20 protein-coding genes are annotated in these 23,623 nt (G+C 57.2%); 12 read left to right on the top strand and 8 right to left on the bottom strand.

The genetic code is table 11. The features are described from left to right. Positions 1–648: 648 nt before the first annotated feature. Entirely contained in the window at positions 649–2,013 is a 1,365-nt protein-coding gene (locus tag Q674_RS36870; protein ID WP_011786741.1) for a KamA family radical SAM protein, read from the top strand. A gap of 42 nt (positions 2,014–2,055) precedes the next feature. Here the strand turns inward: Q674_RS36870 and Q674_RS36865 are convergent, their stop codons facing one another. Both Q674_RS36865 and trxA read right to left on the bottom strand, forming a co-directional pair. Beyond that, on the bottom strand, positions 2,056–2,376 hold the full coding sequence (locus Q674_RS36865; protein WP_031210361.1) for a hypothetical protein: 321 nt from the start codon (positions 2,374–2,376) through the stop codon (positions 2,056–2,058). A 59-nt stretch (positions 2,377–2,435) separates the two neighbouring features. Then, the gene (gene trxA / locus Q674_RS36860) at positions 2,436–3,299 is read right to left on the bottom strand and encodes a thioredoxin (protein ID WP_023009687.1); all 864 of its coding nucleotides are present in this window, start codon (positions 3,297–3,299) and stop codon (positions 2,436–2,438) included. Positions 3,300–3,437: 138 nt separating this feature from the next. Between trxA and lon the strand changes: the two genes are divergently transcribed. Beyond that, entirely contained in the window at positions 3,438–5,888 is a 2,451-nt protein-coding gene (gene lon / locus Q674_RS36855) for an endopeptidase La (RefSeq protein ID WP_023009686.1), read from the top strand. A 47-nt stretch (positions 5,889–5,935) separates the two neighbouring features. Here the strand turns inward: lon and Q674_RS36850 are convergent, their stop codons facing one another. Further along, positions 5,936–6,430, bottom strand: a complete 495-nt coding sequence (locus Q674_RS36850) for a MarR family winged helix-turn-helix transcriptional regulator (RefSeq protein ID WP_023009685.1) — start codon at positions 6,428–6,430, stop codon at positions 5,936–5,938. Positions 6,431–6,635: 205 nt separating this feature from the next. On the opposite strand from Q674_RS36850, the gene Q674_RS36845 reads away from it, so the two are divergent. The 10 genes from Q674_RS36845 (at position 6,636) to Q674_RS36800 (ending at position 16,634) form a co-directional block, all read left to right on the top strand. Further along, positions 6,636–7,547 carry a TPR end-of-group domain-containing protein gene (locus Q674_RS36845; protein WP_014422581.1) on the top strand — a complete coding sequence of 304 codons (912 nt, stop codon included), beginning with the start codon at positions 6,636–6,638 and terminating at the stop codon, positions 7,545–7,547. A 163-nt stretch (positions 7,548–7,710) separates the two neighbouring features. Further along, positions 7,711–8,823 carry a branched-chain amino acid ABC transporter substrate-binding protein gene (locus tag Q674_RS36840; protein WP_023009683.1) on the top strand — a complete coding sequence of 371 codons (1,113 nt, stop codon included), beginning with the start codon at positions 7,711–7,713 and terminating at the stop codon, positions 8,821–8,823. A 162-nt stretch (positions 8,824–8,985) separates the two neighbouring features. After that, a complete protein-coding gene (gene livH / locus Q674_RS36835; RefSeq protein ID WP_014422583.1) occupies positions 8,986–9,909 on the top strand; it encodes a high-affinity branched-chain amino acid ABC transporter permease LivH in 924 nt (307 codons plus the stop codon). Then, positions 9,909–11,180 (top strand): high-affinity branched-chain amino acid ABC transporter permease LivM, encoded by a 1,272-nt coding sequence (locus Q674_RS36830; protein ID WP_022991293.1) that lies wholly within the window; start codon positions 9,909–9,911, stop codon positions 11,178–11,180. Before livH ends, Q674_RS36830 begins: the two co-directional genes overlap by 1 nt. A 5-nt stretch (positions 11,181–11,185) precedes the next feature. Further along, complete coding sequence (livG, locus tag Q674_RS36825; protein ID WP_011786750.1) at positions 11,186–11,941, top strand: high-affinity branched-chain amino acid ABC transporter ATP-binding protein LivG; 756 nt, start codon at positions 11,186–11,188, stop codon at positions 11,939–11,941. Positions 11,942–11,950: 9 nt separating this feature from the next. Continuing rightward, positions 11,951–12,652: an ABC transporter ATP-binding protein gene (locus Q674_RS36820; RefSeq protein WP_011786751.1), complete on the top strand. Its 702-nt coding sequence runs from the start codon at positions 11,951–11,953 to the stop codon at positions 12,650–12,652. A gap of 139 nt (positions 12,653–12,791) precedes the next feature. Next, complete coding sequence (locus Q674_RS36815) at positions 12,792–13,100, top strand: TRL-like family protein (RefSeq protein WP_022991291.1); 309 nt, start codon at positions 12,792–12,794, stop codon at positions 13,098–13,100. Positions 13,101–13,481: 381 nt separating this feature from the next. Further along, the gene (locus Q674_RS36810; RefSeq protein ID WP_227501252.1) at positions 13,482–13,841 is read left to right on the top strand and encodes a DUF3015 family protein; all 360 of its coding nucleotides are present in this window, start codon (positions 13,482–13,484) and stop codon (positions 13,839–13,841) included. Positions 13,842–13,920: 79 nt separating this feature from the next. Next, positions 13,921–15,789 carry a DUF4105 domain-containing protein gene (locus Q674_RS36805; protein ID WP_023009679.1) on the top strand — a complete coding sequence of 623 codons (1,869 nt, stop codon included), beginning with the start codon at positions 13,921–13,923 and terminating at the stop codon, positions 15,787–15,789. Further along, positions 15,759–16,634, top strand: a complete 876-nt coding sequence (locus tag Q674_RS36800; protein WP_023009678.1) for an alpha/beta hydrolase — start codon at positions 15,759–15,761, stop codon at positions 16,632–16,634. The genes Q674_RS36805 and Q674_RS36800 overlap by 31 nt, the downstream gene beginning before the upstream one ends. A 265-nt stretch (positions 16,635–16,899) precedes the next feature. Here the strand turns inward: Q674_RS36800 and pnp are convergent, their stop codons facing one another. The 5 genes from pnp to infB all read right to left on the bottom strand — a co-directional run bounded on the left by pnp (position 16,900) and on the right by infB (position 23,607). Then, the gene (gene pnp / locus Q674_RS36795; RefSeq protein WP_227501251.1) at positions 16,900–19,014 is read right to left on the bottom strand and encodes a polyribonucleotide nucleotidyltransferase; all 2,115 of its coding nucleotides are present in this window, start codon (positions 19,012–19,014) and stop codon (positions 16,900–16,902) included. Positions 19,015–19,359: 345 nt separating this feature from the next. Beyond that, positions 19,360–19,629 carry a 30S ribosomal protein S15 gene (gene rpsO, locus Q674_RS36790; RefSeq protein WP_011786757.1) on the bottom strand — a complete coding sequence of 90 codons (270 nt, stop codon included), beginning with the start codon at positions 19,627–19,629 and terminating at the stop codon, positions 19,360–19,362. 80 nt (positions 19,630–19,709) lie between these two features. Then, a complete protein-coding gene (gene truB / locus Q674_RS36785) occupies positions 19,710–20,633 on the bottom strand; it encodes a tRNA pseudouridine(55) synthase TruB (RefSeq protein ID WP_011786758.1) in 924 nt (307 codons plus the stop codon). Beyond that, positions 20,630–21,061 carry a 30S ribosome-binding factor RbfA gene (gene rbfA, locus Q674_RS36780; protein WP_011786759.1) on the bottom strand — a complete coding sequence of 144 codons (432 nt, stop codon included), beginning with the start codon at positions 21,059–21,061 and terminating at the stop codon, positions 20,630–20,632. The genes truB and rbfA overlap by 4 nt, the downstream gene beginning before the upstream one ends. Further along, the gene (gene infB, locus Q674_RS36775; RefSeq protein ID WP_011786760.1) at positions 21,061–23,607 is read right to left on the bottom strand and encodes a translation initiation factor IF-2; all 2,547 of its coding nucleotides are present in this window, start codon (positions 23,605–23,607) and stop codon (positions 21,061–21,063) included. Before infB ends, rbfA begins: the two co-directional genes overlap by 1 nt. Positions 23,608–23,623 lie beyond the last annotated feature (16 nt).

The following is a 23,623-nucleotide window of genomic DNA, read 5'->3' as shown; positions in this document are numbered from 1 at the left end:
CATCAAAAGGTGCAACGCCGGCCACGATCAGCGACCAAAGACGGTGCGAAGTCGATAAGCTGCGATGGTATGCAGTATTTTTTTGTGGAAACGTCAGCTTGTAAGAAAGGCTGAGCTGCGTGATTGACCTCTCTCAAGCATAGAACAGCTTTCTCATTTTTCCTGCCGCGCGAACGGTTATCGGTATGGCTTTTGGCACGGACCGATTGCGCGGAGAATGGTTCTGCCAGCCCTGACTATCCAGCAGAAGCAAAACTTTCGTTCTTTTACTACAAAATGACACTAAGAAACAAACAAACACCTGTTTGAATGGCAGATAGCCGCCATTTATTTAGATTACTTACGCAATAATGGCGATATTCCGATCACGAAACAACCGATCTCCGACCAAGGTCGAACCCTCTCCCAGCGCTCATTTACATCAACACACTAAGAATAATCTAAAACTGTCGTTCACGACTTTTCGCATCCTTTAACGACAAATAGGCGCTAATACCGACTGAACGACCGAAAACCCTCGCCCGGACCTCCGTTTTATTAATTAGACCTGAAAATAAATTATGATTTATGTATACTTGCCTGCCCGTTTTTTAACCAGTGAAGGAGGCACACCTCCTTTTGTCTTTGGCTCACAACAGAGGGCGATCCATGAACTCCATCGTCACCTTTCCGAACCGAATTCCGGTTCAGGAATTCGAGGAGCGCCGGTTCAAGGTTTTTACCGACCGCCAGCTCGACAAGATTGAGGCGATCCAGAATCTCCCCGAGGAAACCCTGTTTGAAATGAAAGTGGTGGCCAGCGTGCTGCCCTTCCGGGTTAACGAATATGTGATCAACGAACTGATCAACTGGGACAAGGTGCCCAACGACCCGATCTATCAGCTGGTCTTTCCACAGAAAGGCATGCTCAAGGACGAACACTACGAGCGCATGGCGCAACTGCACCGGGAAGGCGCCGACAAGAAAGACATCCAGGCCGCTGCCAAGGAAATCCGCGACGCACTGAACCCGCACCCGGCCGGGCAGATGGAAATGAACATGCCGGAACTGGACGGAGAGGTGCTGGACGGCGTGCAGCACAAGTACCGCGAAACCGTGCTGTTCTTCCCGTCCCAGGGCCAGACCTGCCACAGCTACTGCACCTTCTGTTTCCGCTGGGCGCAGTTTGTCGGTGACAAGGACCTGAAGATGGCCAGCACCGACGCCGAGAAACTGCACGGCTATCTGCAGGAGCACACCGAAGTGACCGACCTGCTGGTCACCGGCGGCGACCCGATGGTAATGAAGACCAAAAACCTGGTGCAGTACCTGGAACCGCTGCTGCAGCCAGAGTTCGATCATATCCAGACCATCCGCATCGGCACCAAGGCCCTGACCTTCTGGCCCTATCGCTTCGTGACCGACAAGGACGCCGACGAACTGATCGAACTGTTCGCCAGGCTGGTTGATGGTGGCAAACACGTGGCCATCATGGCCCATTACAACCACTGGCAGGAGATCACCACAGACATCGCGGAAGAGGCCATCCGCCGCATTCGCGCCACCGGTGCCGAGATCCGCGCCCAGGGCCCGCTGATCAAGCATGTGAACGACGATGCCGATGCCTGGGCCAAGCTGTGGAAGAAAGAAGTGAAGCTGGGCATCATCCCCTACTACATGTTTGTAGAGCGGGATACCGGTGCCAAGAACTACTTCGAGGTCCCCCTGGCCGAGGCTTATCACATCTATCGTGAGGCCATGAAGCAGGTCAGCGGCCTGGCCCGCACTGCCCGCGGCCCCAGCATGAGCGCCGGTCCCGGCAAGGTGGAGATCCAGGGCATCACCGAAATCAATGGCGAGAAGGTCTTCGTACTGCGCTTCCTGCAAGGCCGCAACCCGGATTGGGTGCAGCGACCGTTCTTCGCCAAATACAGCGAAACGGCCACCTGGCTGCATGAGCTCGAGCCCGCCTTCGGAGAGGAAAAATTCTTCTTTGAAGATGAATTTGAAGCCATGAAGAACGGTAACGCCTGAGGCGTTGACTTAAGATCAGGCCCGTCCCCGTGACGGGCCTGCTTACCATCCCTTCTTAGGCACAAACCCCGCTGGCTTTTCCCGAATCCATTCAACAAACACCCTCACCTCTTCGAGCTCCAGCAGCTTCTCCCTCGAGTTGTAATTCAGCCCCAGCTCATACTCCGAACACGCCCTGTGAATCGCGTTATGGCACGGACGACAGACCCAAAGCGTACGGGTGATCAACTCTTCCCTGGAAAACAGTTTCTGAAAGCGCTTCTTGCGATGCAGATGCCTGGGTATCAGGTGATGCCTTGTGAGCTTTGCCACCGGGCGTTCGCAAAGCTCACAATGGTCGGGCTGGGGAGGGAGTTTCAGCATCGTGGAGAGATAATTGAGCCAGTCAGCGATGCTACCGACCGGCTCACCGTCCAACCGGCTCAGTGCATCAGGGTATACAGCTTCCTACGATACGTGCGCACATCCGGATTGTTGTTGCCCAGTTTTTCAAACAGCTCCACCAATGTGGTTTTGGCGACGCCGTCCTTGTAGGTGCTATCGGCCTGCATCAGCCGGATCAGCAAATCCATGGCTTCCGCGTTTTTATCCTGCAAAACCATGTGCAGGGACAACTGATGCAGAGCCTCAGGATCTTTCGGATTGACCTCCAGTTTTGCCTCCAACTCCGCCTGCGCGGGCAGTTCACCCGACTGCTTGAGGAACTTCACCCTCGCCGCCAGCTGTTTGGCTTTATGCTGCATTTTTTCTTCCGGCGGCAGGCTGTTGAGCACCTGCTCCGCGGTATCCAGATCGCCCTGCTCGGCCTTCAACTGGGCCAGATCAATCAGCACATCCAGGTTTTCCGGGTCTTTCCGGTTCAGCTCCGTGAGGATGGCCAGAGCTCCGTCCACATCACCGGCTTCCCAAAGAGCATGGGCTTTCTCGTAAGGATCTTCCGCCGGGGCTTCGATGTGCTTTTCCAGAATCTTGCGGATTTCGCTCTCGGGCAAGGCGCCATTAAAACCATCCACAGCCTGACCATTCTTCACCAGAATGATGGTCGGCAGACTGCGCACTCCCAGGGAGGCCGTCAGTTCCTGCTGTTCGTCGGCATTCACCTTGGCCAACTGGAAGTTACCCTGATATTCCTCCGCCAGCTTTTGCAGAATCGGCATCAGCTGTTTGCAGGGCGCGCACCACTCCGCCCATACATCCACCAGAATCGGCGTGGTGGCAGAGGCTTCCATCACTTTCTGCTGAAAGTTGTCGGCGGTGGCATCAAAGATATGCGGCGAATTGCTCATATGTCGGGAACCTGAACCAGAATGAATGAAATTGTCTGAAGATATGGAGCCAGCGGCGGAAAAATCAAGCCAGCTTGAAAACCCGGTTTTTGTCGTTACATAGGTCTTTAACCACTCACGCCTTGAGAGCAATCCGGTATGAATGACGAGAACCGCAAAGACTCCCTGGAAGAATTTGAAGAAGACGTGACCGAATACATCGGCAAAGACGAAAACAGCAAGAGCCTGGCGCTGCCACAGCAGGTTATGCCGCAGCGCATGTATATTCTGCCGGTCTCCAACCGGCCGTTCTTTCCTGCACAGGTGCAGCCGGTCATGGTCAACCAGGATCCCTGGCAGGAAACCCTGAAGCGGGTTGGTGAAACCGATCACCGAGTTCTGGGCATCTGTTTTGTCGAGAATCCAGATGCCGAAAACGGCATTCCGGAGAGTGAAGACCTTGAGACCATGGGCTGCGCCGTACGCGTGCATCAAGCCCAGAACGAGAGCGGCAAGGTTCAGTTCATCGCCCAGGGTCTACAACGGTTCAGAATTGTCCAGTGGCTTCGCCGTCGCCCACCCTATCTGGTAGAAGTCGAATACCCACAGGAGCCCGAAGAACCGGCCGACGAACTCAAGGCCTACACCCTGGCCATCATCAGCGCCATCAAGGAACTGCTGCGTACCAACCCGCTTTATGGCGAAGAAGTGAAGCAATACCTGTCCCGCTTCGGGCCCGATGACAGCTCACCCCTTGCGGACTTCGGTGCATCCATGACCAGCGCTCCGGGTCGCGAACTGCAGGATGTTCTCGATACCGTGCCCCTGCTCCGGCGCATGGAAAAAGTACTGCTGCTGATGCGCAAGGAGCAGGAGGTCGCCCGCCTGCAATCCGAGATCAACGAGGAAGTAAACGAGAAGGTGCAGAAGCACCAGCGGGAGTTTTTCCTGCGCGAGCAGTTGAAAGTGATCCAGCGGGAGCTGGGCATTGCCAAGGATGACAAGACGGCGGACGTGGAACGCTTTGAAGAGCGAATGGCGAAACTGAATCCGCCGGAAGCCGTGCAGGAGCGATTCAAGGATGAAATCCAGAAACTGCAGGTGCTGGAACAGGGCTCACCGGAATACGGGGTAACCCGCAACTATCTGGACTGGATTACCCAGGTACCCTGGGGCGTGCATTCACAGGATCATTTTGATCTGGCCGAGGCCCGCAAGATTCTGGACCGGGACCATGACGGCCTGGACGATGTGAAGGACCGGATCATTGAATTTCTGGCTGAAGGCACGTTCAAGGGCGAAGTGAGCGGCTCCATACTGCTGCTGGTCGGCCCGCCCGGGGTCGGTAAAACCTCTATCGGCCATTCGGTGGCGGATGCCCTGGGCCGGGAGTTCTACCGTTTCAGCGTGGGCGGCATGCGGGATGAAGCCGAAATCAAAGGACACCGTCGCACCTACATCGGCGCCATGCCCGGAAAGTTCGTACAGGCCCTGAAAGACAGCAAAGTGGCCAACCCGGTGATCATGCTCGACGAGATCGACAAGATCGGCAGCTCTTACCAGGGCGACCCGGCCTCAGCCTTGCTGGAAACCCTGGACCCGGAACAGAACAGGGAGTTCCTGGATCACTACCTGGATGTGCGCATGGACCTCTCGAAAGTGCTCTTCATCTGTACCGCCAACCAGTTGGACACGATCCCCCGGCCGCTGCTGGACCGGATGGACGTGATCCGCCTGTCCGGCTACATCGGCGAAGAAAAACTGGCCATTGCCAAACATTACCTGGTACCTCGCCTGCTCAAACGGGCGGGCCTGCTGAAGAAGCAGCTGAACATCAGCGACGCTGCCATTCGCCAGGTGATTGAGGGCTACGCCCGGGAAGCCGGCGTGCGGAATCTGGAGAAGCTGCTGCACAAGATTGTCCGCAAGGGCATCGTGCGCCTGCTGGAAAACCCGGATGACCCGGTTCGAGTGGGTGTTGGCGATCTGACCGACTATCTCGGCCAGCCGGCATTCAAGAAGGAGAAATCCCTGAAAGGCACCGGCGTGGTGACGGGCCTGGCCTGGACCGCCATGGGCGGCGCCACTCTCAGCATTGAGGCCTCACGCATTCACAGCAGCCAGCGGGGCTTCAAGCTCACCGGGCAACTGGGAGATGTGATGAAGGAATCGGCCGAGATCGCCTACAGCTTCGTGTCCTCTAACCTCAAGCGGTTCAAGGGTGACCCGACTTTCTTCGACAAATCCTTTGTCCACCTGCACGTGCCCGAGGGCGCAACGCCAAAAGACGGGCCGAGCGCCGGCATCACCATGGCCACCGCCCTGTTGTCCATTGCCCGCAAGGAAGCGCCGCAACAGAACCTGGCCATGACCGGGGAACTGACGTTAACCGGGCAGGTCTTGCCGGTGGGCGGTATTCGGGAAAAGGTGATTGCCGCACGCCGGCAGAAGATCAACAACCTGATCCTGCCGGAAGCGAATCGCGGGGATTACGAGGAACTTCCCGATTACCTGAAAGAAGGTATCTCTGTGAACTTTGCCAAACACTACAACGATGTGTTTCAGGTGTGTTTTGGCAGCAAGCCGAAGCAGGGATCAAGCGTTCATTAATGAACTGCTGAGGCCGGCCCTCGATCAGGGCCGGTCTCAAAACCAGGTCAGGGCTTTTCTTTCCAGCCGTCGTCTTTCAGAACCGAGCCAACGGTCAGCACCGGTGAAGCATCAATATCATCGGCATCCATCATGTTGGCCACGCGCTGCAACGAGGCCAGAATCATGGTCTGCTCCCACTCCGCCAGGCTCTGAAACTTCTGGATGAAGTCCTCCTGCAGAGGGTTGGGCGCACGAGCCAGAATCTCAGCACCTTCCTCCGTGAGATGGGCGTGAACCTTGCGCTTGTCTCTCGTGCTGCGAACCCGGTACACCAGCTTGCGATGCTCCAGTCTGTCGAGAATGGTCGTCACCGTGGCCTGGCTGAGACTCACGTTCTCGGCAATCGTGCCGATCGTAACCTCACCCATATCCCGGATAGTGCGCATGATCAGCAACTGGGGGCCGGTAAGCCCGGCGTGCTTGCTGAGTCGCTTGGAATGAAGATCCGTGGCCCGGATTACCCGGCGCAATGCCACCAAAACCTGCTCATAGCTGTTCACATCCGTCCCCCGGAAGAGATTTCTGGCCGTTATTTATACCACTAATTATTAGAGGTCTTTGCACCAAGGATTGCAAGTGTGCAGTTTTACTAGCTTGCTTTCTTGTTGGCATTACCCCCTTCGGTGGGCAATGCAGCATTATTTCTGCCAGCCACTATGCTAAGGTCAGCAATCGCTTCAATTCACTGACTGATGGATCTGGTTAATGATCAGGTATTACCTCATGTTCGCCCTCGTGCTCACTTTTGCCGGCCAGGCGTTTGCCCAGCAACAACAGCTCGGCCCGGAAGAAGAACTGACCGCGGAAGACCTGGAGGAAAGCACACGCACCCTGGAAAAACCTATGTACACGCCGTTCGTGGAACTCTATCTGCTGGAGGAAACCAAGGCGTTGCGCCAGGAGATGCAAAATACCCGGGCCGAACTGATCGAGAAAGTGGTAGACAAGGAACTGTCCGTGGCCGACAAAACCATGTCCTACGCCACCGACACGGTGACTTACTTTTTCTACCTGATCGCCGGCGCCACCTCCATTCTGGTGGTGATTGGCTGGAACTCCATCCGCGACATGCGCAACCAGCTGACCAGCCTGGCCGAGAAACGTGTGAACGAACTGGTGGTGGAATACGAACAACGCCTGAAGGCCATTGAAGAACAACTGCAGCAGAAGTCCGAGATTATTCATCAGAACCAGGCTGAGATTGAGCGCACCAACGAGGTGCATGCGCTCTGGCTGAAGGCAAGCCAGGAGACCTCACAACAGAACAAGATCGCCGCCTACGACCAGATTCTTGACCTGCGCCCCGACGATGTTGAGGCATTGAGCTATAAAGCTGACGCCGTACTCGAAATGCAGGAGCCCCTCTGGGCCATCAGCCTGTGCCAGCGGGCACTGAAACTGGCACCAGACAATGGCCACGCACACTACCAGTTGGCGTGCGCCTATGCCGAGATTGGCCGCTGGGAAGATGCCGTCAGCAATCTGGAAAAAGCCATTGAGATCTCGGAAGCCTATCGGGACGACGCATCGGTTGACCCGAGCTTCGAACACCTGCACGATCACGAAAGTTTCAGGAATCTTGTCTTTCAAAATAAGGACGACAGCACGGACGCGTGACACTGCTCAGGACGGCACGGCGCTTGCTAATTCTTTCCCGATAGCTGCGCCGTGTTCCAGAGCAGACACCCTGGCCTGATTTGCTTGACAAGCAACAGACTGTGGTGCTTGTTTAAGTCTCTGAGAACATAAGAATAACCCTGACACAAACAGGAAAAACACGATGAAAACCTCCGTAAAGAAACTCGCTACCGCTGTAGGCGCGTCCGTTGCTCTGATGGCTGCCGGCCAGGCCGCCGCTGAAATCAAAGTTGGTATCGCCGGCCCGATGACCGGCCCCGTTGCCCAGTACGGTGACATGCAGTTCTCTGGTGCCCGCATGGCCATCGAGCAGATTAACGCTGCCGGTGGTGTTATGGGCGAAGACCTGGTGGCCGTTGAAGTGGACGACGTGTGCGACCCGAAGCAGGCCGTTACCGTTGCCAACCGGCTGGTCAATGAAGGTGTTCGCTACGTGGTGGGCCACCTGTGTTCGAGCTCTACCCAGCCGGCGTCTGACATCTATGAAGACGAAGGCATTCTGATGATCACTCCGGCCTCCACCAGCCCGGAAATCACCGAGCGCGGCTACGAACTGGTGTTCCGCACCATCGGCCTGGACAGCATGCAGGGGCCGGTTGCCGGCAACTACATTGCCAGCCAGAGTCCTGAGCGCGTGGCCATCGTTCATGACAAACAGCAGTATGGTGAAGGTATTGCCACTGCAGTACGCGACACCCTGCAGGATGCCGGCATCGAAATTGCCATGTTTGAAGGCATTACCGCCGGTGACAAGGACTTCTCTTCCCTTGTCACCAAAATCAAACAGGCTGACGTCGATTACGTGTACTACGGTGGCTACCACCCTGAGCTGGGCCTGATCCTCCGCCAGGCGCGCCAGTCTGACGTGGATGCCAAGTTCATGGGCCCGGAAGGCGTGGGTAACAAAGACATCAACACCATCGCGGGTGAAGCCGCCGAAGGCCTGCTGGTCACCCTGCCGCCCAGCTTCGACCAGAAAGAAGAAAACCAGGAGCTGATCGCCGCCTTTGACGCCAAAGGTGAAGATCCCTCCGGTCCCTTCGTACTCACCTCCTATGCCGCCGTACAGCTGATTGCGGAAGGCATTGAAGCGGCCGACTCAAAAGATCCGTTCGATGTGGCCCAGGCCCTTCGTACCGGAAGCTTCGAGACCCCCATCGGCACCGTTCAGTACGACAAAGCCGGCGACATGAAGTCGTTCGAGTTTGTGGTGTACGAATGGCATTCAGATGGCAGTAAAACTCCGGTAAACTGAGCCAAAATCGTTAACTAACGGTAATAATGAGAGCACCTTCCCACCGCGATCCGGGGGAAGGTGTTTTTCTGGGCTCCTGCAGACCCTCACTGCATCCGCACCGGCGACACCGGTGATCGGTCGCAGCCAAGCGAGGGAGCGGGCTTTCGGAGTTCCACAAACATGCAAGACCTCCTGTATTTTTTTCAACAGCTCATTAACGGGCTGACGATCGGGAGCACCTACGCCCTGATCGCCATCGGCTACACGATGGTTTACGGCATCATCGGCATGATCAACTTTGCCCATGGTGAGGTTTACATGATCGGCGCCTACACCGCGCTGATCGCCATAACGGGCCTGGCCACCCTCGGTATCGCCTGGTTACCACTGGTACTGATCGTTGCACTCATATGTGCGGTGATTGTCTCCAGCTCCATGGGATGGGCCGTGGAACGGGTAGCCTATCGGCCGGTACGCGGGCGGCACCGCCTGATTCCGCTGATCTCCGCCATCGGCATGTCCATCTTTCTGCAGAACTATGTCCACCTCGCCCAGGGCTCCCGCAACATCGGCTTCCCGGCATTGATTGAAGGTGGTTTCCAGTTCGGCTCCGAAGATACCTTCCCGATGTCCATCTCCTACATTCAGATCACCATCTTTATCACCACCCTGATCTGTATGACCGCACTTTCCCTGTTCATCTCCCGCTCCCGCATCGGCAGGGCCTGTCGCGCGGTCTCGCAGGATCTGGGCATGGCGAATCTACTGGGCATCGACACCAACCGCATCATTTCAGCCACCTTCGTGATTGGTGCCGCGCTCGCTGCCGTCGCCGGGCTGCTGCTGGGTATGTATTACGGTTCAGTAGATCCGCTCTTCGGCTTTATTGCCGGCCTGAAAGCCTTCACCGCAGCTGTTCTTGGCGGTATTGGCAGCATTCCCGGCGCCATGCTGGGCGGCCTCATCCTCGGCGTTGCCGAGAGCATGACCTCGGGCTATCTGAGTGGTGAATACAAAGATGTGGTGTCGTTCAGCCTGCTCATTCTGATTCTGCTGTTCAAACCCACCGGACTGCTGGGCAAACCGGAGGTTGAGAAGATCTGATGGCTGCCAACAATTTTCGACACGCGCTCTTCTGCGCGATCATCACACTGATCATTTCCTACCCGATCATCGGCTTCAACCTGGAAGCTCAGGGCATCAGCGTGACCCTGACCGGCGCCGATACCAGCACAGTAATCCTCGTGTTGCTGGCCGCGGTGATCGTGTTCCTGTTCCAGTTGTTCCGGGATCAGATCATGGGCGGGCTCAAGAGCATCCCAAGCCCGCTGCCCAAAACCCAGAAGGAGCCGATGGCCGAGAACAAAAGGGCCAAAATCGAATCCTGGGTACTCACCGGCATTGTCGTTCTGGCCCTGTTCTGGCCCTTCTTCGTTTCCCGAGGTGCGGTGGATCTGGCCACTCTGGTCCTGATCTATGTCATGCTCGCGCTGGGACTGAACGTCGTGGTCGGCCTGGCCGGCCTGCTGGATCTTGGCTACGTGGCGTTCTACGCGGTTGGCGCCTACACCTTTGCCCTGTTGTCCCAATACGCCGGTATTTCCTTCTGGATGGCACTGCCTATCGGGGCTTGCCTGGCGGCCTTGTTTGGCCTGGTTCTGGGCTTCCCCGTGCTCCGGTTACGAGGGGACTATCTCGCCATCGTCACACTCGGCTTCGGTGAAATCATCCGGATTCTGCTCAATAACTGGACGGCCGTCACCGGCGGCCCCAACGGCATTGGCGGCATTCCCGACCCTACCCTGTTCGGCATGGAATTCGGCCGTAGGGTGCGCGAAGAAGGCAACACCTCCTTCCATGAGACCTTCGGTATCGCCTACAGCAGCGAGCACAAGGTGATATTTCTTTACCTGATTGCTCTGGTCCTGGCCGTGATCACAGCCCTGATCATCCGCCGGTTCATGCGCATGCCCGTTGGCCGTGCCTGGGAAGCCCTGCGGGAAGACGAGATTGCAGCCCGCTCCCTGGGCCTGAGCCGTACCGCGGTGAAACTCTCCGCCTTTACCATTGGCGCTTTCTTTGCCGGGTTTGCCGGCACGGTGTTTGCCTCCAAGCAGGGCTTTATCAGCCCGGAGTCGTTTGTGTTCCTTGAGTCTGCCATCATCCTGGCGATCGTGGTACTCGGCGGCATGGGCTCGCAGCTGGGCGTCGTGCTTGCCGCCATTGCCGTGACCATCCTGCCGGAACTGGCCCGGGAGTTTTCCGACTACCGGATGCTGGTTTTCGGCGCCGCCATGGTACTGATGATGGTTTGGCGGCCACAGGGGCTGATGCCCATGCGCCGCATTCACATTGAACTCAGACGCCAGGAGTGACAGACATGCTAGAAGTACAGAATCTGTCCATGCGCTTCGGCGGCCTGCTGGCAGTCGACCAGGTAAGCCTGGACGTGCAGGAACACGAAATAGTCTCCATCATCGGCCCCAACGGGGCCGGCAAAACCACGGTCTTCAACTGCATCAGTGGTTTTTACAAGCCCACGGGCGGGAAAATCCTGTTTGAAGGTAATGAAGTCCAGGGTAAACCGGACTACAAGATTTCCCGACTGGGCATGGTGCGAACGTTCCAGCACGTGCGCCTGTTCGGCCAGATGACCGTGGTGGAAAACCTGCTGGTGGCCCAGCATCGGCACCTGAACACCAACCTGATATCCGGCCTGATCAAGACACCCGACTACCGGGAGCGGGAACGCAAGTCCCTTGACCGGGCCGCCTACTGGCTGGATCGCGTTGGCCTGCTGGAACTGGCCAACCGGGAGGCCGGCAACCTGGCCTATGGCCAGCAGCGCCGGCTGGAAATTGCGCGCTGCATGGTGACCGAACCAAAACTGCTGATGCTGGACGAACCAGCCGCAGGCCTGAACCCGGCGGAAACCAAAGACCTCAACCAGCTGATTGTCAGCCTGAAAGAGGACTACAACGTTTCCGTATTGCTGATTGAGCACGATATGAGCCTGGTTATGGACATCTCAGACCGGATTACCGTCATCAATCAGGGACGCCCCCTGGCTGCCGGCACCCCGGACGAAGTTCGCCAGAACGACGATGTGATCAAAGCCTATCTGGGCGAGGCCTGAGGAGACACCATGCTGGTACTGGAAGACGTACATACCCACTATGGCAAGATCGAGGCCCTGCACGGCGTGTCCGTGGAAGTGAAGAAGGGCGAGATTGTGTCACTGATCGGCGCCAACGGCGCCGGCAAAACCACGCTGCTGATGACCGTCTGCGGCAGCCCGCAGGCCAGCTCAGGGCGGGTGATTCTGGAAGGCCGCGACATTACCAATGAAGCCACCTCCAACATCATGCGCTCCGGCATTGCCATTGTGCCCGAAGGCCGCCGGGTGTTTCCCGGGCTGACGGTGGAAGAGAACCTGCACATGGGCGGTTTCTTCAACACCAAATCGGAAATTCGAAAAAGCCAGGATCACGTGTACGAGCTGTTCCCGAGGCTGAAAGAGCGTGAACATCAGCGGGCCGGTACCATGTCCGGCGGCGAACAGCAGATGCTGGCCATCGGCCGAGCACTGATGAGCAAACCCAGAATGATCATCCTGGACGAGCCGTCACTGGGGCTGGCGCCGATCATCATTCAGCAGATCTTCGAGATCATCGGCCAGTTGAGAGAGGAAGGGATTACGGTGTTCCTGGTGGAGCAGAACGCTCACCAGGCCCTGAGCCTGGCAGACCGGGGCTATGTGCTGGAAACCGGCCGTATCCGCCTGCACGACACCGGCAAGAACCTGCTGGCCAATCCGGAAGTGAGGGATGCCTACCTGGGTGGTTGACGGAAATATCTTTGCTTTCACAACTACCTGATAACTCAGAGCGTTACAACATTCCAAACTCCGAACGATTGGATTACAATCCGACACGGAGTTTGTAACTCTGTTCCTAATAATCGAAATAGCAAAAAGGACTTCAGTTATGAAAAAAATCATGTCAACAGCAGTACTCGCTGCTTCCATGACCATGGCCGGTTGTGCAACCTCTGTTCCCGTAGGTGGCCTGTTCACTGACATCCAACTCCCGGTTGCGGCTACTGCCAACGCTCAAGGATCGAAAGTCGGTACCGCTAAATGCCAGAGCATCCTTGCTCTGATCGCTCAAGGTGACTGCAGCATCGAAGCAGCAAAAGCTGACGGCAACATCACCTCCGTTACTCATATTGACTGGAAAGCGAACAACATTCTGGGCATTATCGGTAACTATGAACTGACTGTTCACGGTAACTGATTACCTTGAGTACTACCGGAGCTTTGTGCTCCGGTTTGCTTCCACAGGGTCCGAAATAGACTTTTTAGCCAAGAAATTCCCCTCCTCGGCCTTTACCTGCTTCATCATCAAGCTTGAATCACTCCAAGCGCTTGATTCCTTTTCAATCCTAGGTTTTGATCTATACTCAAACTGACGGTCTATAACCCTAATCAGATACTGGCCGTTGTCTTGCAGCCAGGGAATCAGACCGCTGCAGGGTATGCGACAAAGCAAAACCACAGAAAGGAGTGGATAATGAAAAAACTGATCGCAGGTGCAATTCTTCTTGGTGCTTCCTCCATGGCTTTCGCCCAGCCCGGCTGTGGCGTGGGAGCCATGATCTGGAAGGGGTAGTCCGGCATTGCGCCACATGTACTGGCCGCGACCACCAACGGAACCTTCGGTAACCAGACCTTTGGTATGACCACCGGCACTCTGGGCTGTCAGACCAACCAGTCTGTTCAATCCATGGCCATGTACATGGACAGCAACATCGACAAGGTTGCCCGCGACATGTCCCGCGGTTCCGGTGAAAACCTGGACACTCTGGCAGTCCTGCTGGGTGTAGATGAAACCGACCGTGATACCTTCCGCAAAGTACTGCAAGACAACTTTGCTTCCATTTTCCCCAACGCTGATACCACCTCAGGTGAAGCCGTAGACGACATCGTGGCCCTGCTGGAGCAGAACGACGCTCTGAGCAAATACGTAGCCGCCTGATCACTGGCGACAATGGAACAGAATGGCGCCATGGACGGCACACAAACCCCAGAGCCACTAATCCGGAAACACCAACTCCATGGGCTTTACCCTCCGTATCGGGCAGGCCGTTTTATGGCTTGCATGCAGTACTGCCTGGGCGCAGGCAGAATCCGTTAAACTGCCGGACGACCTTCATCACAATCCAACCTGGCTGACCCTCGGCCATTATCATCAGGACAGGTTCGGTTCCGATTACACCAGCCAGGCCGATGACCCGGCGTTCTTTCTGAGTGACAACGGCAAAACATCGCCCAGAGCCGAGCTGGAAGCCACCCTGGAGGCCATACAACAACTCGGAGGTGGTGATAGCCACGCCCGCTGTCGATTCCCGGCCCGGGATGCCTGGCTGAGAGAGCAACTGGATTTGCCGGACACACCAGTAAACTGCCCCGCTTTCGAGGAATGGGCAGGCACACTGAATACCGAGAAAGTCACCCTGGTATTTGCTGCGTCCTATCTGAACAGTCCCTCATCCATGTTCGGACACACCTTCTTGCGGCTCGATCCCCCCCAGGATGACGAAGAAACCGATCTGCTGCTGGCAAATACTGTTTCTTACGCAGCCGATGCCGCTGAACATGACAGCGAGTTGTTGTTTGCCTATCGGGGTATTTTCGGGGGCTATCCAGGCATTACCTCCATCAAGCCCTATTACGAAATGATCCGGCTGTACAACGACATCGAACACCGGGATCTCTGGGAGTACACCCTGAATCTCGACCAACAGGAGGTTGACACCCTGCTGGCCCATACCTGGGAAATTCAGGACAAGAACTTTGATTACTATTTCTTCGATGAGAACTGCGCCTACCGCCTGTTAGCCCTGATCGACGCCGCCCGCCCGGGAACAGACCTGCTCGACGAAGTAAGCACTCACGCTATCCCGTCCGACACCGTGCGCTGGGTGAGAGATGCCGGCCTGCTTGAAAGCATCCATTACCGCCCGTCTGCCGCCACCTCGGTAGCCCATAGCCTGGACAGCCTGCCCGCACACCACCAGACCATCGCCGCAGCCTTGGCCAATGGCTATGTGGCAGTGAACGACCCCGAAGTGCGTAAGCTTGGTAAAGACGACCGCGCCCAACTCCTTGATGCCACGTACGATTACGTACGCTACCAGAGCGAAGCCGAAGGCTGGCCCCGGGAACACGCGGCGCCGCTGTCTCATCAACTACTGGTCGCCCGCAGCCAGATTGAGGGTGCGGCAGAACTTCCAGACGTGCCCGAACCGGAGATCCGCGACGATCAGGGGCATGACACCTTTCGCCTGAGCCTCGGTTCTGGCCAGCTCGCCCACAGCGAGTTCACCCAGTTGACCATCCGGCCGGCCTACCACGACGTACTGGATCCGCCCGCCGGTTACCGTACCGGTGCACAACTTCAGTTCCTGCGCCTGGACGCCAGGCTCTACCACAAAAACGACGAACTTCAGGTGGAACAGATCACCGGCGTGGAAATACGCTCCCTGAGCCCCCGGAACCAGTTCTTTGCACCGATCTCCTGGCAAGTTGGTTTTGGCGGCCGCCGCACGGACACCGGCGATGACCACGTTCTGGCGCCCTATCTCGAAGGCGGAGCCGGCGGCAGCTGGAGCCTGGCCCAGAACACACAGGCCTTCGCCATTGCCACGGCCGATGTAGAAATCGACGATGACATCAAACGTGGCTACGACTTCGCCCCGGGTGCAGACCTTGGCCTGCTGCACCAGAACAACCGCTTCAGCCTGCTGACCGGCGTAAAAACCAAAGCCTGGATCGTCAACAGCCAACACCGGCAAGACCAGTTTTACGCCGAAGCCAACTGGCACATTGGCCGGGAATTCAGCCTATTCGCCAAATTCACCCGGGAAGACCACTACGACAGGTACCAAAGCACATGGCAAGCCGGCCTACACGCCTACTTCTGAGCGCCAGAACGACCATCGTCACACTGCTGGCCATCGCCGCGGTGCTGCAAACAGGCTGCAGCAGCGTATTCTTCTATCCGGACAACGCCACCTACATTACCCCCGACCGGCTTAACCTGGATTTTGAGGACGTCTACCTCGACACCGCCGACGGCGAAACCCTCCACGGCTGGTGGCTCCCTGCCCTCACCGACGAACCAGCCAAGGGCACCATCTACTACCTGCACGGCAACGCCCAGAACGTCAGCGCCCACATCCTCAACGTTGCCTGGCTGCCGGAAAAGGGCTACAACGTGTTCACCCTCGATTATCGGGGCTACGGCCAGTCTACCGGCGCCCCGGACATCGAAGGCGCCCTGCACGACGCAGAAACCGGCCTGCGCTGGCTGACCCATCAGGAACACACTGAAGACCGTCCGCTGTACCTGCTCGGCCAGAGCCTCGGTGGCGCTCTGAGCATCGCGCTCGCCAGCGAATGGACCCAGCGCAACGAACAACCCACCCTGGACGGCATCATCCTCGACGGCACCTTCTCCGGCTTCCGCTACATCGCCCGGGAGAAACTTGACCAGTTCTGGCTCACCTGGCCATTCCAGTACCCCCTGAGCTGGACCATCCCGGATGACTACGAAGGTACAGACCGCATCGCTGACCTCTCACCGGTGCCGGTGATGGTTATCCACAGCGTTCGGGATGGCATCATTCCGTTTGAGCACGGCGTGAGACTCTATGAAGCCGCAGAACAGCCAAAAAAATTCCTCAGAACCGACACCCCTCATGCCGCGACGTTTATCATTCCTGCTTACCGAGAGGCTGTTCTGAATTTTATGGGTGGGAGTCCCTAGCCACCACATTCACGAAATGAAGATCCGCGAAAAGGCGCATAGGGAGGCCGGCACAAAGATCGGCGCGGAGGTTGGGGGAAGTCCTTTCCAAAAGTCTTGAGGGCCAAGGATGGCCCGAACGAAGCGCACATGGATGTGCTCGTAGCGTCTTTTGGAAAGGACTTCCCCCAACCTCTGCAAAGCACGAAACTACACGGCCCAGAAAAAAGAAAACCCGCCAAGCTCGAAGCAAGACGGGTTTTCTCACTACTGACTAACCTGAAAATCAGTCAGCGAAGTCAGTCGGCTGTTCGCCTTCCTTAACTTCCTTCATGGACAGCTTAACGCGACCACGGTTGTCCACATCCAGCACCTTGACCAGAACTTCCTGACCTTCGCTCAGCTCGTCAGTGACGTTCTCGATACGGCGCTCGGAGATCTGGGAAATGTGCACCAGACCATCCTTGCCGGGCAGGATGTTAACAAAGGCACCGAAGTCCACAATCCGCTCAACGCGGCCCTTGTAGATAGCACCCACTTCGATCTCGGCAGTGATTTCTTTCACGCGATTCACGGCAGCCTGTGCGGCCGCAGCGTTGTCGGCGTAGATCTTCACGTTGCCGTCGTCGTCCAGGTCGATGGAAGCGCCGGTCTCGTCGCAAATACCACGGATGGTTGCGCCACCCTTACCGATTACATCACGGATCTTGTCCGGATGAATCTTGATGGTGGTGATGCTCGGAGCGCGATCAGACAGCTCGGCACGGGGCTCGGCGATCACCTTGTTCATCTCGTCCAGGATGTGCAGACGCGCAGCGTTGGCCTGCTCGAGGGCGATTTCCATGATTTCGTCGGTAATACCCTGAATCTTGATGTCCATCTGCAGGGCCGTGACGCCCTCTTTGGTACCGGCAACCTTGAAATCCATGTCACCCAGGTGATCTTCGTCACCCAGGATATCAGTCAGGACCGCGAACTTGTCGCCTTCCTTGACCAGACCCATGGCGATACCGGCCACCGGCGCCTTCAGCGGCACACCAGCATCCATCAGCGCCAGGGAAGAGCCACACACGGAAGCCATGGAACTGGAACCGTTGGATTCAGTGATCTCGGAAACCGCACGAATGGCATACGGGAACTCTTCGATGGTCGGCATAACCGCGGCTACACCACGCTTGGCCAGACGACCGTGACCAATTTCACGACGGCCCGGGCTGCCCATGCGGCCAGCTTCACCTACGGAGTACGGAGGGAAGTTGTAGTGGAACAGGAACGGGTCCTTGCGCTCACCTTCCAGGGCATCGATGATCTGCACGTCACGGGTGGTACCCAGCGTAGCGGTAACGATAGCCTGGGTCTCACCACGGGTGAACAGGGCGGAACCGTGAACGGACGGCAGTACGCCAACTTCCACCTTGATCGGGCGAACGGTCTTGTTGTCACGGCCATCGATACGCGGCTTGCCTTCGATAACCTGCAGACGAACGACAGACTTCTCGACCTTACCGAAGTACTTCTTCACTTCCTCTTCGGAAGGCTGGCCTTCTTCTTCACCGGCCAGTTTTTCAACGGCAGCAGATTTGATCTCACCCAGACGCTCGTAACGGGCCATCTTGTCACGGATAGCGTAGGCTTCTTCGATGGCACCACCGAACTCGGCCTTGATGGCGTTCAGCAGCTCCGTGTTTTCCGCCTCGGGCTGCCATTCCCAGCGCGGCTTGCCGTTCTCGGCAGCAAATTCCTTGATGGCAGTGATCGCAGTCTGCATTTCCTGGTGGCCGAACAGTACGGCGCCCAGCATCTGGTCCTCTGTCAGGCCTTTGGCCTCGGACTCAACCATCAGCACCGCTTCGTCGGTACCGGCCACAACCATGTCCAGCAGGGAAGTGCTGAGCTCTTCGAAGGTCGGGTTCAGGAAGTAGCCTTTCTCGTTGGTGTAACCCACACGGGCAGCACCAATCGGGCCGTCGAACGGGATACCGGAGATGGCCAGGGCTGCAGATGCAGCAATCATGGCAGCGATATCCGGATCGTGGTTCTTGCTGGCAGACATAACCGTCAGCACAACCTGAACTTCGTTCATGTAGCCGTTCGGGAACAGCGGGCGAATCGGACGGTCGATCAGGCGGGAGGTCAGCGTCTCTTTCTCGGACGGACGACCTTCACGCTTGAAGAAGCCACCCGGGATTTTACCGGCGGCGTAGGTTTTTTCCTGGTAGTTCACAGTCAGGGGGAAGAAGCCCTGGCCCGGCTTGGGCTCTTTGGCGCCAACAACGGTGCCCAGAACGGCAGTGTCGCCGGTGCTTACCAGTACCGCGCCGGTTGCCTGACGGGCAATACGACCGGTTTCCAGGGTGAAGGTTTCCCCACCCATTTCAAATGTCTTGATACGTGGTTGCAGTTCCACAATAAACTCCTGCATTTTCAGCGGTTTTGATTCTGGCCAATGACCCATTCATTCGCCATTTTCCAACAACTGCAGCAGTCTGATCAGTGAACCGAAAGGCAACCCGTCTGAAAGCTAACAGGCTGTTGCAAAACCCCGGCCAGAGTTCCCGGGCTTTTCAACAACCTGCTATCAATAGCGGCTTTCCATTGTGACAGGGAAAATCCTTCGGTTTCACAGACAAATCAACTGCAGCAAAAAACGCTTCCTGCTTGTTCGGAATGAGCAAGGCAGGGAGCGGGAGAGAAGCACGGCTGAACCCGGGAACCCCCGGGCCAGCCATCAGGTCGCTAAACCGGATTAGCGACGCAGACCCAGACGCTGGATCAGTTCCAGGTAACGGTCAGCGTTCTTGCGCTTGAGGTAGTCCAGCAGCTTACGACGCTGGTTTACCATCCGGATCAGGCCGCGGCGGGAATGGTGATCCTGCTTGTTGGCCTTGAAGTGATCCTGCAGCTTGTTGATGTTGGCGCTCAGCAGAGCTACCTGAACCTCAGGGGAACCGGTATCGCCATCACCTTGCTGAAAATCTTTAACGATCTGAGCTTTCTCACTGGCAGACAGTGCCATATTTCACCTCATTGGTTGCGATGCATACCTATTCAGCCGAACCGCGCATCTCTACAGCCCGGCTAATCAGCAAAAGGCGTTTACCGTTTGCTGTTCTTGACCAGACGGCGAGGCACCAGTTGAGTGCCATCGCCTTCCGGCAATGCTTCTGCCAGCCCTACGAAGGAATGCTCGCCATACAGGCGGACGAAACCTTCAAAAGGCTGACCCGGTATTCTAACCGGTTGTCCGTTCAAGATCGATACCAGCGGCACGCCGGACAATCGGTACTCAGGAAACATGGTGAGGGCGGTTTCCGGCGGCAACAGCAGGCCATCCAGGCTTTCCCCGCGCTCGCGCATGGCTTCCAGGTCTTTGACATCGTGGGCATTTGCCAGGGTGTAACCGGATGCCAGGGTTCGGCGCAGAGCACTGACATGAGCACCGCAGCCCAGAACCTCCCCAATATCCTCAACCAGTGAGCGGATATACGTACCCTTGGTACAGGTAACCGCAAGATCCAGCTCTTGTTCCCGAACCGCCAACAATTTGAGCTCGTAAATGGTCACCGGCCTGGCCGGGCGCTCAATTTCGATGCCCTCGCGGGCGTATTCGTACAGTGGCCTGCCCTGATGCTTCAGAGCCGAGTACATGGAGGGCACCTGCTGAATGTCGCCACGGAACCGGGCCAGCACGGCCTCCACCTCATCCTCACTGAACTGGGGAACCGGCTTTTCCTCCACCACAGCCCCTTCGCTGTCTCCGGTTTCTGTCCGGATGCCCAGGCGTGCGGTGGTGATATACGCCTTGTCGCTGTCCAGCATGGTCTGGGAGAACTTGGTGGCCTCACCAAAACACAGGGGCAGCACGCCAGTGGCGAGCGGATCAAGCGCACCGGTATGGCCGGCCTTCGCCGCACCATACAGGCGCTTGACCTGCTGCAGAATCCCGTTGGAGGTAACGCCCTGGGGCTTGTCGATCACCAGGATGCCGTTTACGTCACGGCCTTTGCGTCTTCGGCTCAAGCGTCACGCTCCGGGTTGTCGGAAACCGGGTCATCGTTGTCGTCCCGGGGCACGGCAGGCTTGTCGCCAACCGCTTCGCGGATCAGGCGATCCATCTTGCGGCTCTGCCCCAACAGCTTGTCGAAGTGAAAACGCAGATGGGGCACCACACGCAATTTCATGGCGCGACCAACCTGCCCGCGCAGAAACCCGGAGGCCTTGTTCAGTACCGTCAGGGAGTCCTGCACTTCGGGTGAATCTTCGGTGAGTTCCTCGGTGGACAGCAACGAAATATAGATATCGGCATAGCCGAGGTCACGGCTGACTTTCACATCATTAACCGTGACCATACCAACGCGAGGATCCTTCACCTCGCGCTGGATCAGCTGCGCCAGCTCTCGCTGCATCTGATCGCCGATGCGATCTACGCGACTGTATTCCCGTGCCATCAGGCCCCCGTGGACTCAAGCTGACGTTCAACACGGACGCGATCGAACACTTCGATCTGGTCGCCCACTTTCACGTCGTAGCCTTTAACACCGATACCACATTCCATACCATTGCGGACTTCCGCCACATCGTCCTTGAAGCGACGCAGGGATTCCAGCTCGCCTTCAAAGATCACCACGTTGTCACGAAGTACGCGGATCGGCTTGTTACGGTATACGGTGCCCTCAGTCACCATACAGCCAGCCACCTGACCGAACTTCGGCGAACGGAATACGTCACGCACATCGGCAATGCCCACGATATCTTCGCGGAATTCCGGCTTGAGCATGCCTGTCAAAGCCGCTTTCACATCATCAATCAGGTTATAGATGATGCTGTAGTAGCGCAGATCCAGACCTTCCTGCTCAACCAGACGCTTGGATGCGGTATCCGCACGCACGTTGAAACCGAAAATAACGGCGTTGGTGGCCATGGCCAGGCTGACGTCGGTCTCGGCGATACCGCCAACACCAGACGAAACAATCTTCACCTGAACCTCGTCGTTGCCCAGGTCCTGCAGGGCCTTGGTAATGGCTTCCAGAGAACCACGCACGTCAGTCTTGAGCACCACGTTGAGGGTCTTGACCTCGTCCTTGCCCATATTCTCGAACATGTTCTCGAGCTTGGCAGCTTGCTGGCGCTGGAGACGTTGCTCACGCTCGCGGGTCTGACGGAATTCAGCCAGCTCTTTGGCTTTTTTCTCGTCTGCCACAGCGAAGAATTCGTCACCGGCGTCTGGCGTGCCGTTCAGGCCCAGAATCTCGACCGGAATCGACGGGCCGGCTTCTTTCACCTGGCGCCCGGCTTCGTCGGTCATGGCGCGCACCTTACCGAAGAAGGAACCGGCCACCACCATGTCGCCCTGGCGAAGCGTACCGTTCTGAACCAGCACGGTAGCAACAGAACCACGGCCGCGTTCCAGGCTGGATTCAACCACAACCCCTTTCGCCGCTGCATCCGGGGACGCTTCCAGCTCAAGGATTTCAGCCTGCAGCAAGACCGCTTCCAGCAGGTCATCGATACCCATACCGGTGTGTGCAGAAACAGGCACGAACTGAACGTCGCCGCCCCAGTCTTCCGGAATGACTTCCAGAGCTGAAAGCTCGTTTTTGATGCGGTCCGGATCGGCTTCTTCCTTGTCCATCTTGTTGATGGCAACCACGATCGGTACGCCAGCAGAACGGGCGTGCTCAACGGCTTCCTTGGTTTGAGGCATAACACCGTCGTCGGCTGCCACCACCAGGATAACGATGTCGGTACACTGGGCACCACGAGCACGCATGGCGGTAAACGCGGCGTGACCCGGGGTATCCAGGAAGGACACCATGCCGTGTTCAGTTTCTACATGGTAAGCACCAATGTGCTGGGTAATACCACCGGATTCACCGGCAGCAACCTTGGCGCGGCGGATATGGTCCAGCAGTGAGGTCTTGCCGTGGTCAACGTGACCCATAACACTGACAACCGGCGCGCGCTTGATCTTCTCTTTGCCTTCGTCCGGGCCGGTGATTTCGCTCAGAACTTCCTCTTCGAAGGCATCCTCACTCACCGCCTTGGGCTTGTGGCCCAGCTCTTCGGTCACCAGGATCGCCGTTTCCTGATCCAGCGCCTGATTGATGGTTGCCATCACCCCCATACCCATCAGGGTCTTGATAACATCAGCGGACTTGACGGCCATGCGCTGGGCGAGATCACCAACGGTGATGGTTTCCGGAATCTGTACTTCTCTGACCATGGGCTTTGTGGGCCTCTCGAAAGCATGACGCTTTTCTTTCGGTTTCTTTTTGGCCCGCAGCGGCTTGCGAAGAGTGGTTTCCTCTTCGTCTTCGCTCAGTACTACCGGTTCTTCTACCGGACGGCTGCGAGGACCGCGATGGCCTGCCTGCTTCTTCTTCGGCTTGCCTTCTTCAATATCATCGCCGCGCTCACGCACCTTCTCTTTTTTCTTCTTCGGCTTGCGATCCCGACCTTCATCCTCAGGCGGAGGCATGGGAATATCCTCCGGCGCGATGGCAGGCTCTGCGGATTCTGCAGCAGGTTCCGGAGCAGCTTTGGCTTCGGTTTCTGCTGCGGCCGGAGCTTCCGTTTCAGGGGCTTCGGCAGGTGCTGCTTCCGCTGCGACCTTCGGCGCTTCTTCCACCGGCGCCTGTTCGGCCGCCGGTGCCTGTACCGGCTCTTCCGGTGCCGGCGCCTCAGCTTCCGGCTCAGGTTGCAGCTCTGCACGCTTGATATAGGTGCGGCGCTTGCGCACTTCTACGTTGACAGTCTTGGCCTTGCCGGCCTTAAGCGTCGTCGTGGTCTTGCGCTTGAGTGTAATCTTCCGCGGTTCAGCTTCCGCCTCGCCATGGTTTTTTCTCAGATAGGCCAGCAACTGCTGCTTCTCATCGCTGGTGACAGCGTCGTTTTCGCTGCGGGCTTTCAGGCCCGCTTCCACGATCTGCTTCAGCAAACGATCCACGGGAGCGCCTACATCTGCGGCCAGTTGTTTTACCGTTACTTCAGCCATACTGGTCCTCCTCTCC

The organism is Marinobacter sp. EVN1, assembly GCF_000475375.1.
GTDB lineage: Bacteria > Pseudomonadota > Gammaproteobacteria > Pseudomonadales > Oleiphilaceae > Marinobacter > Marinobacter nauticus.
The sequence above is the reverse complement of the archived record's forward strand: the minus strand, read 5'-3'. Positions and strand labels throughout refer to the sequence as shown.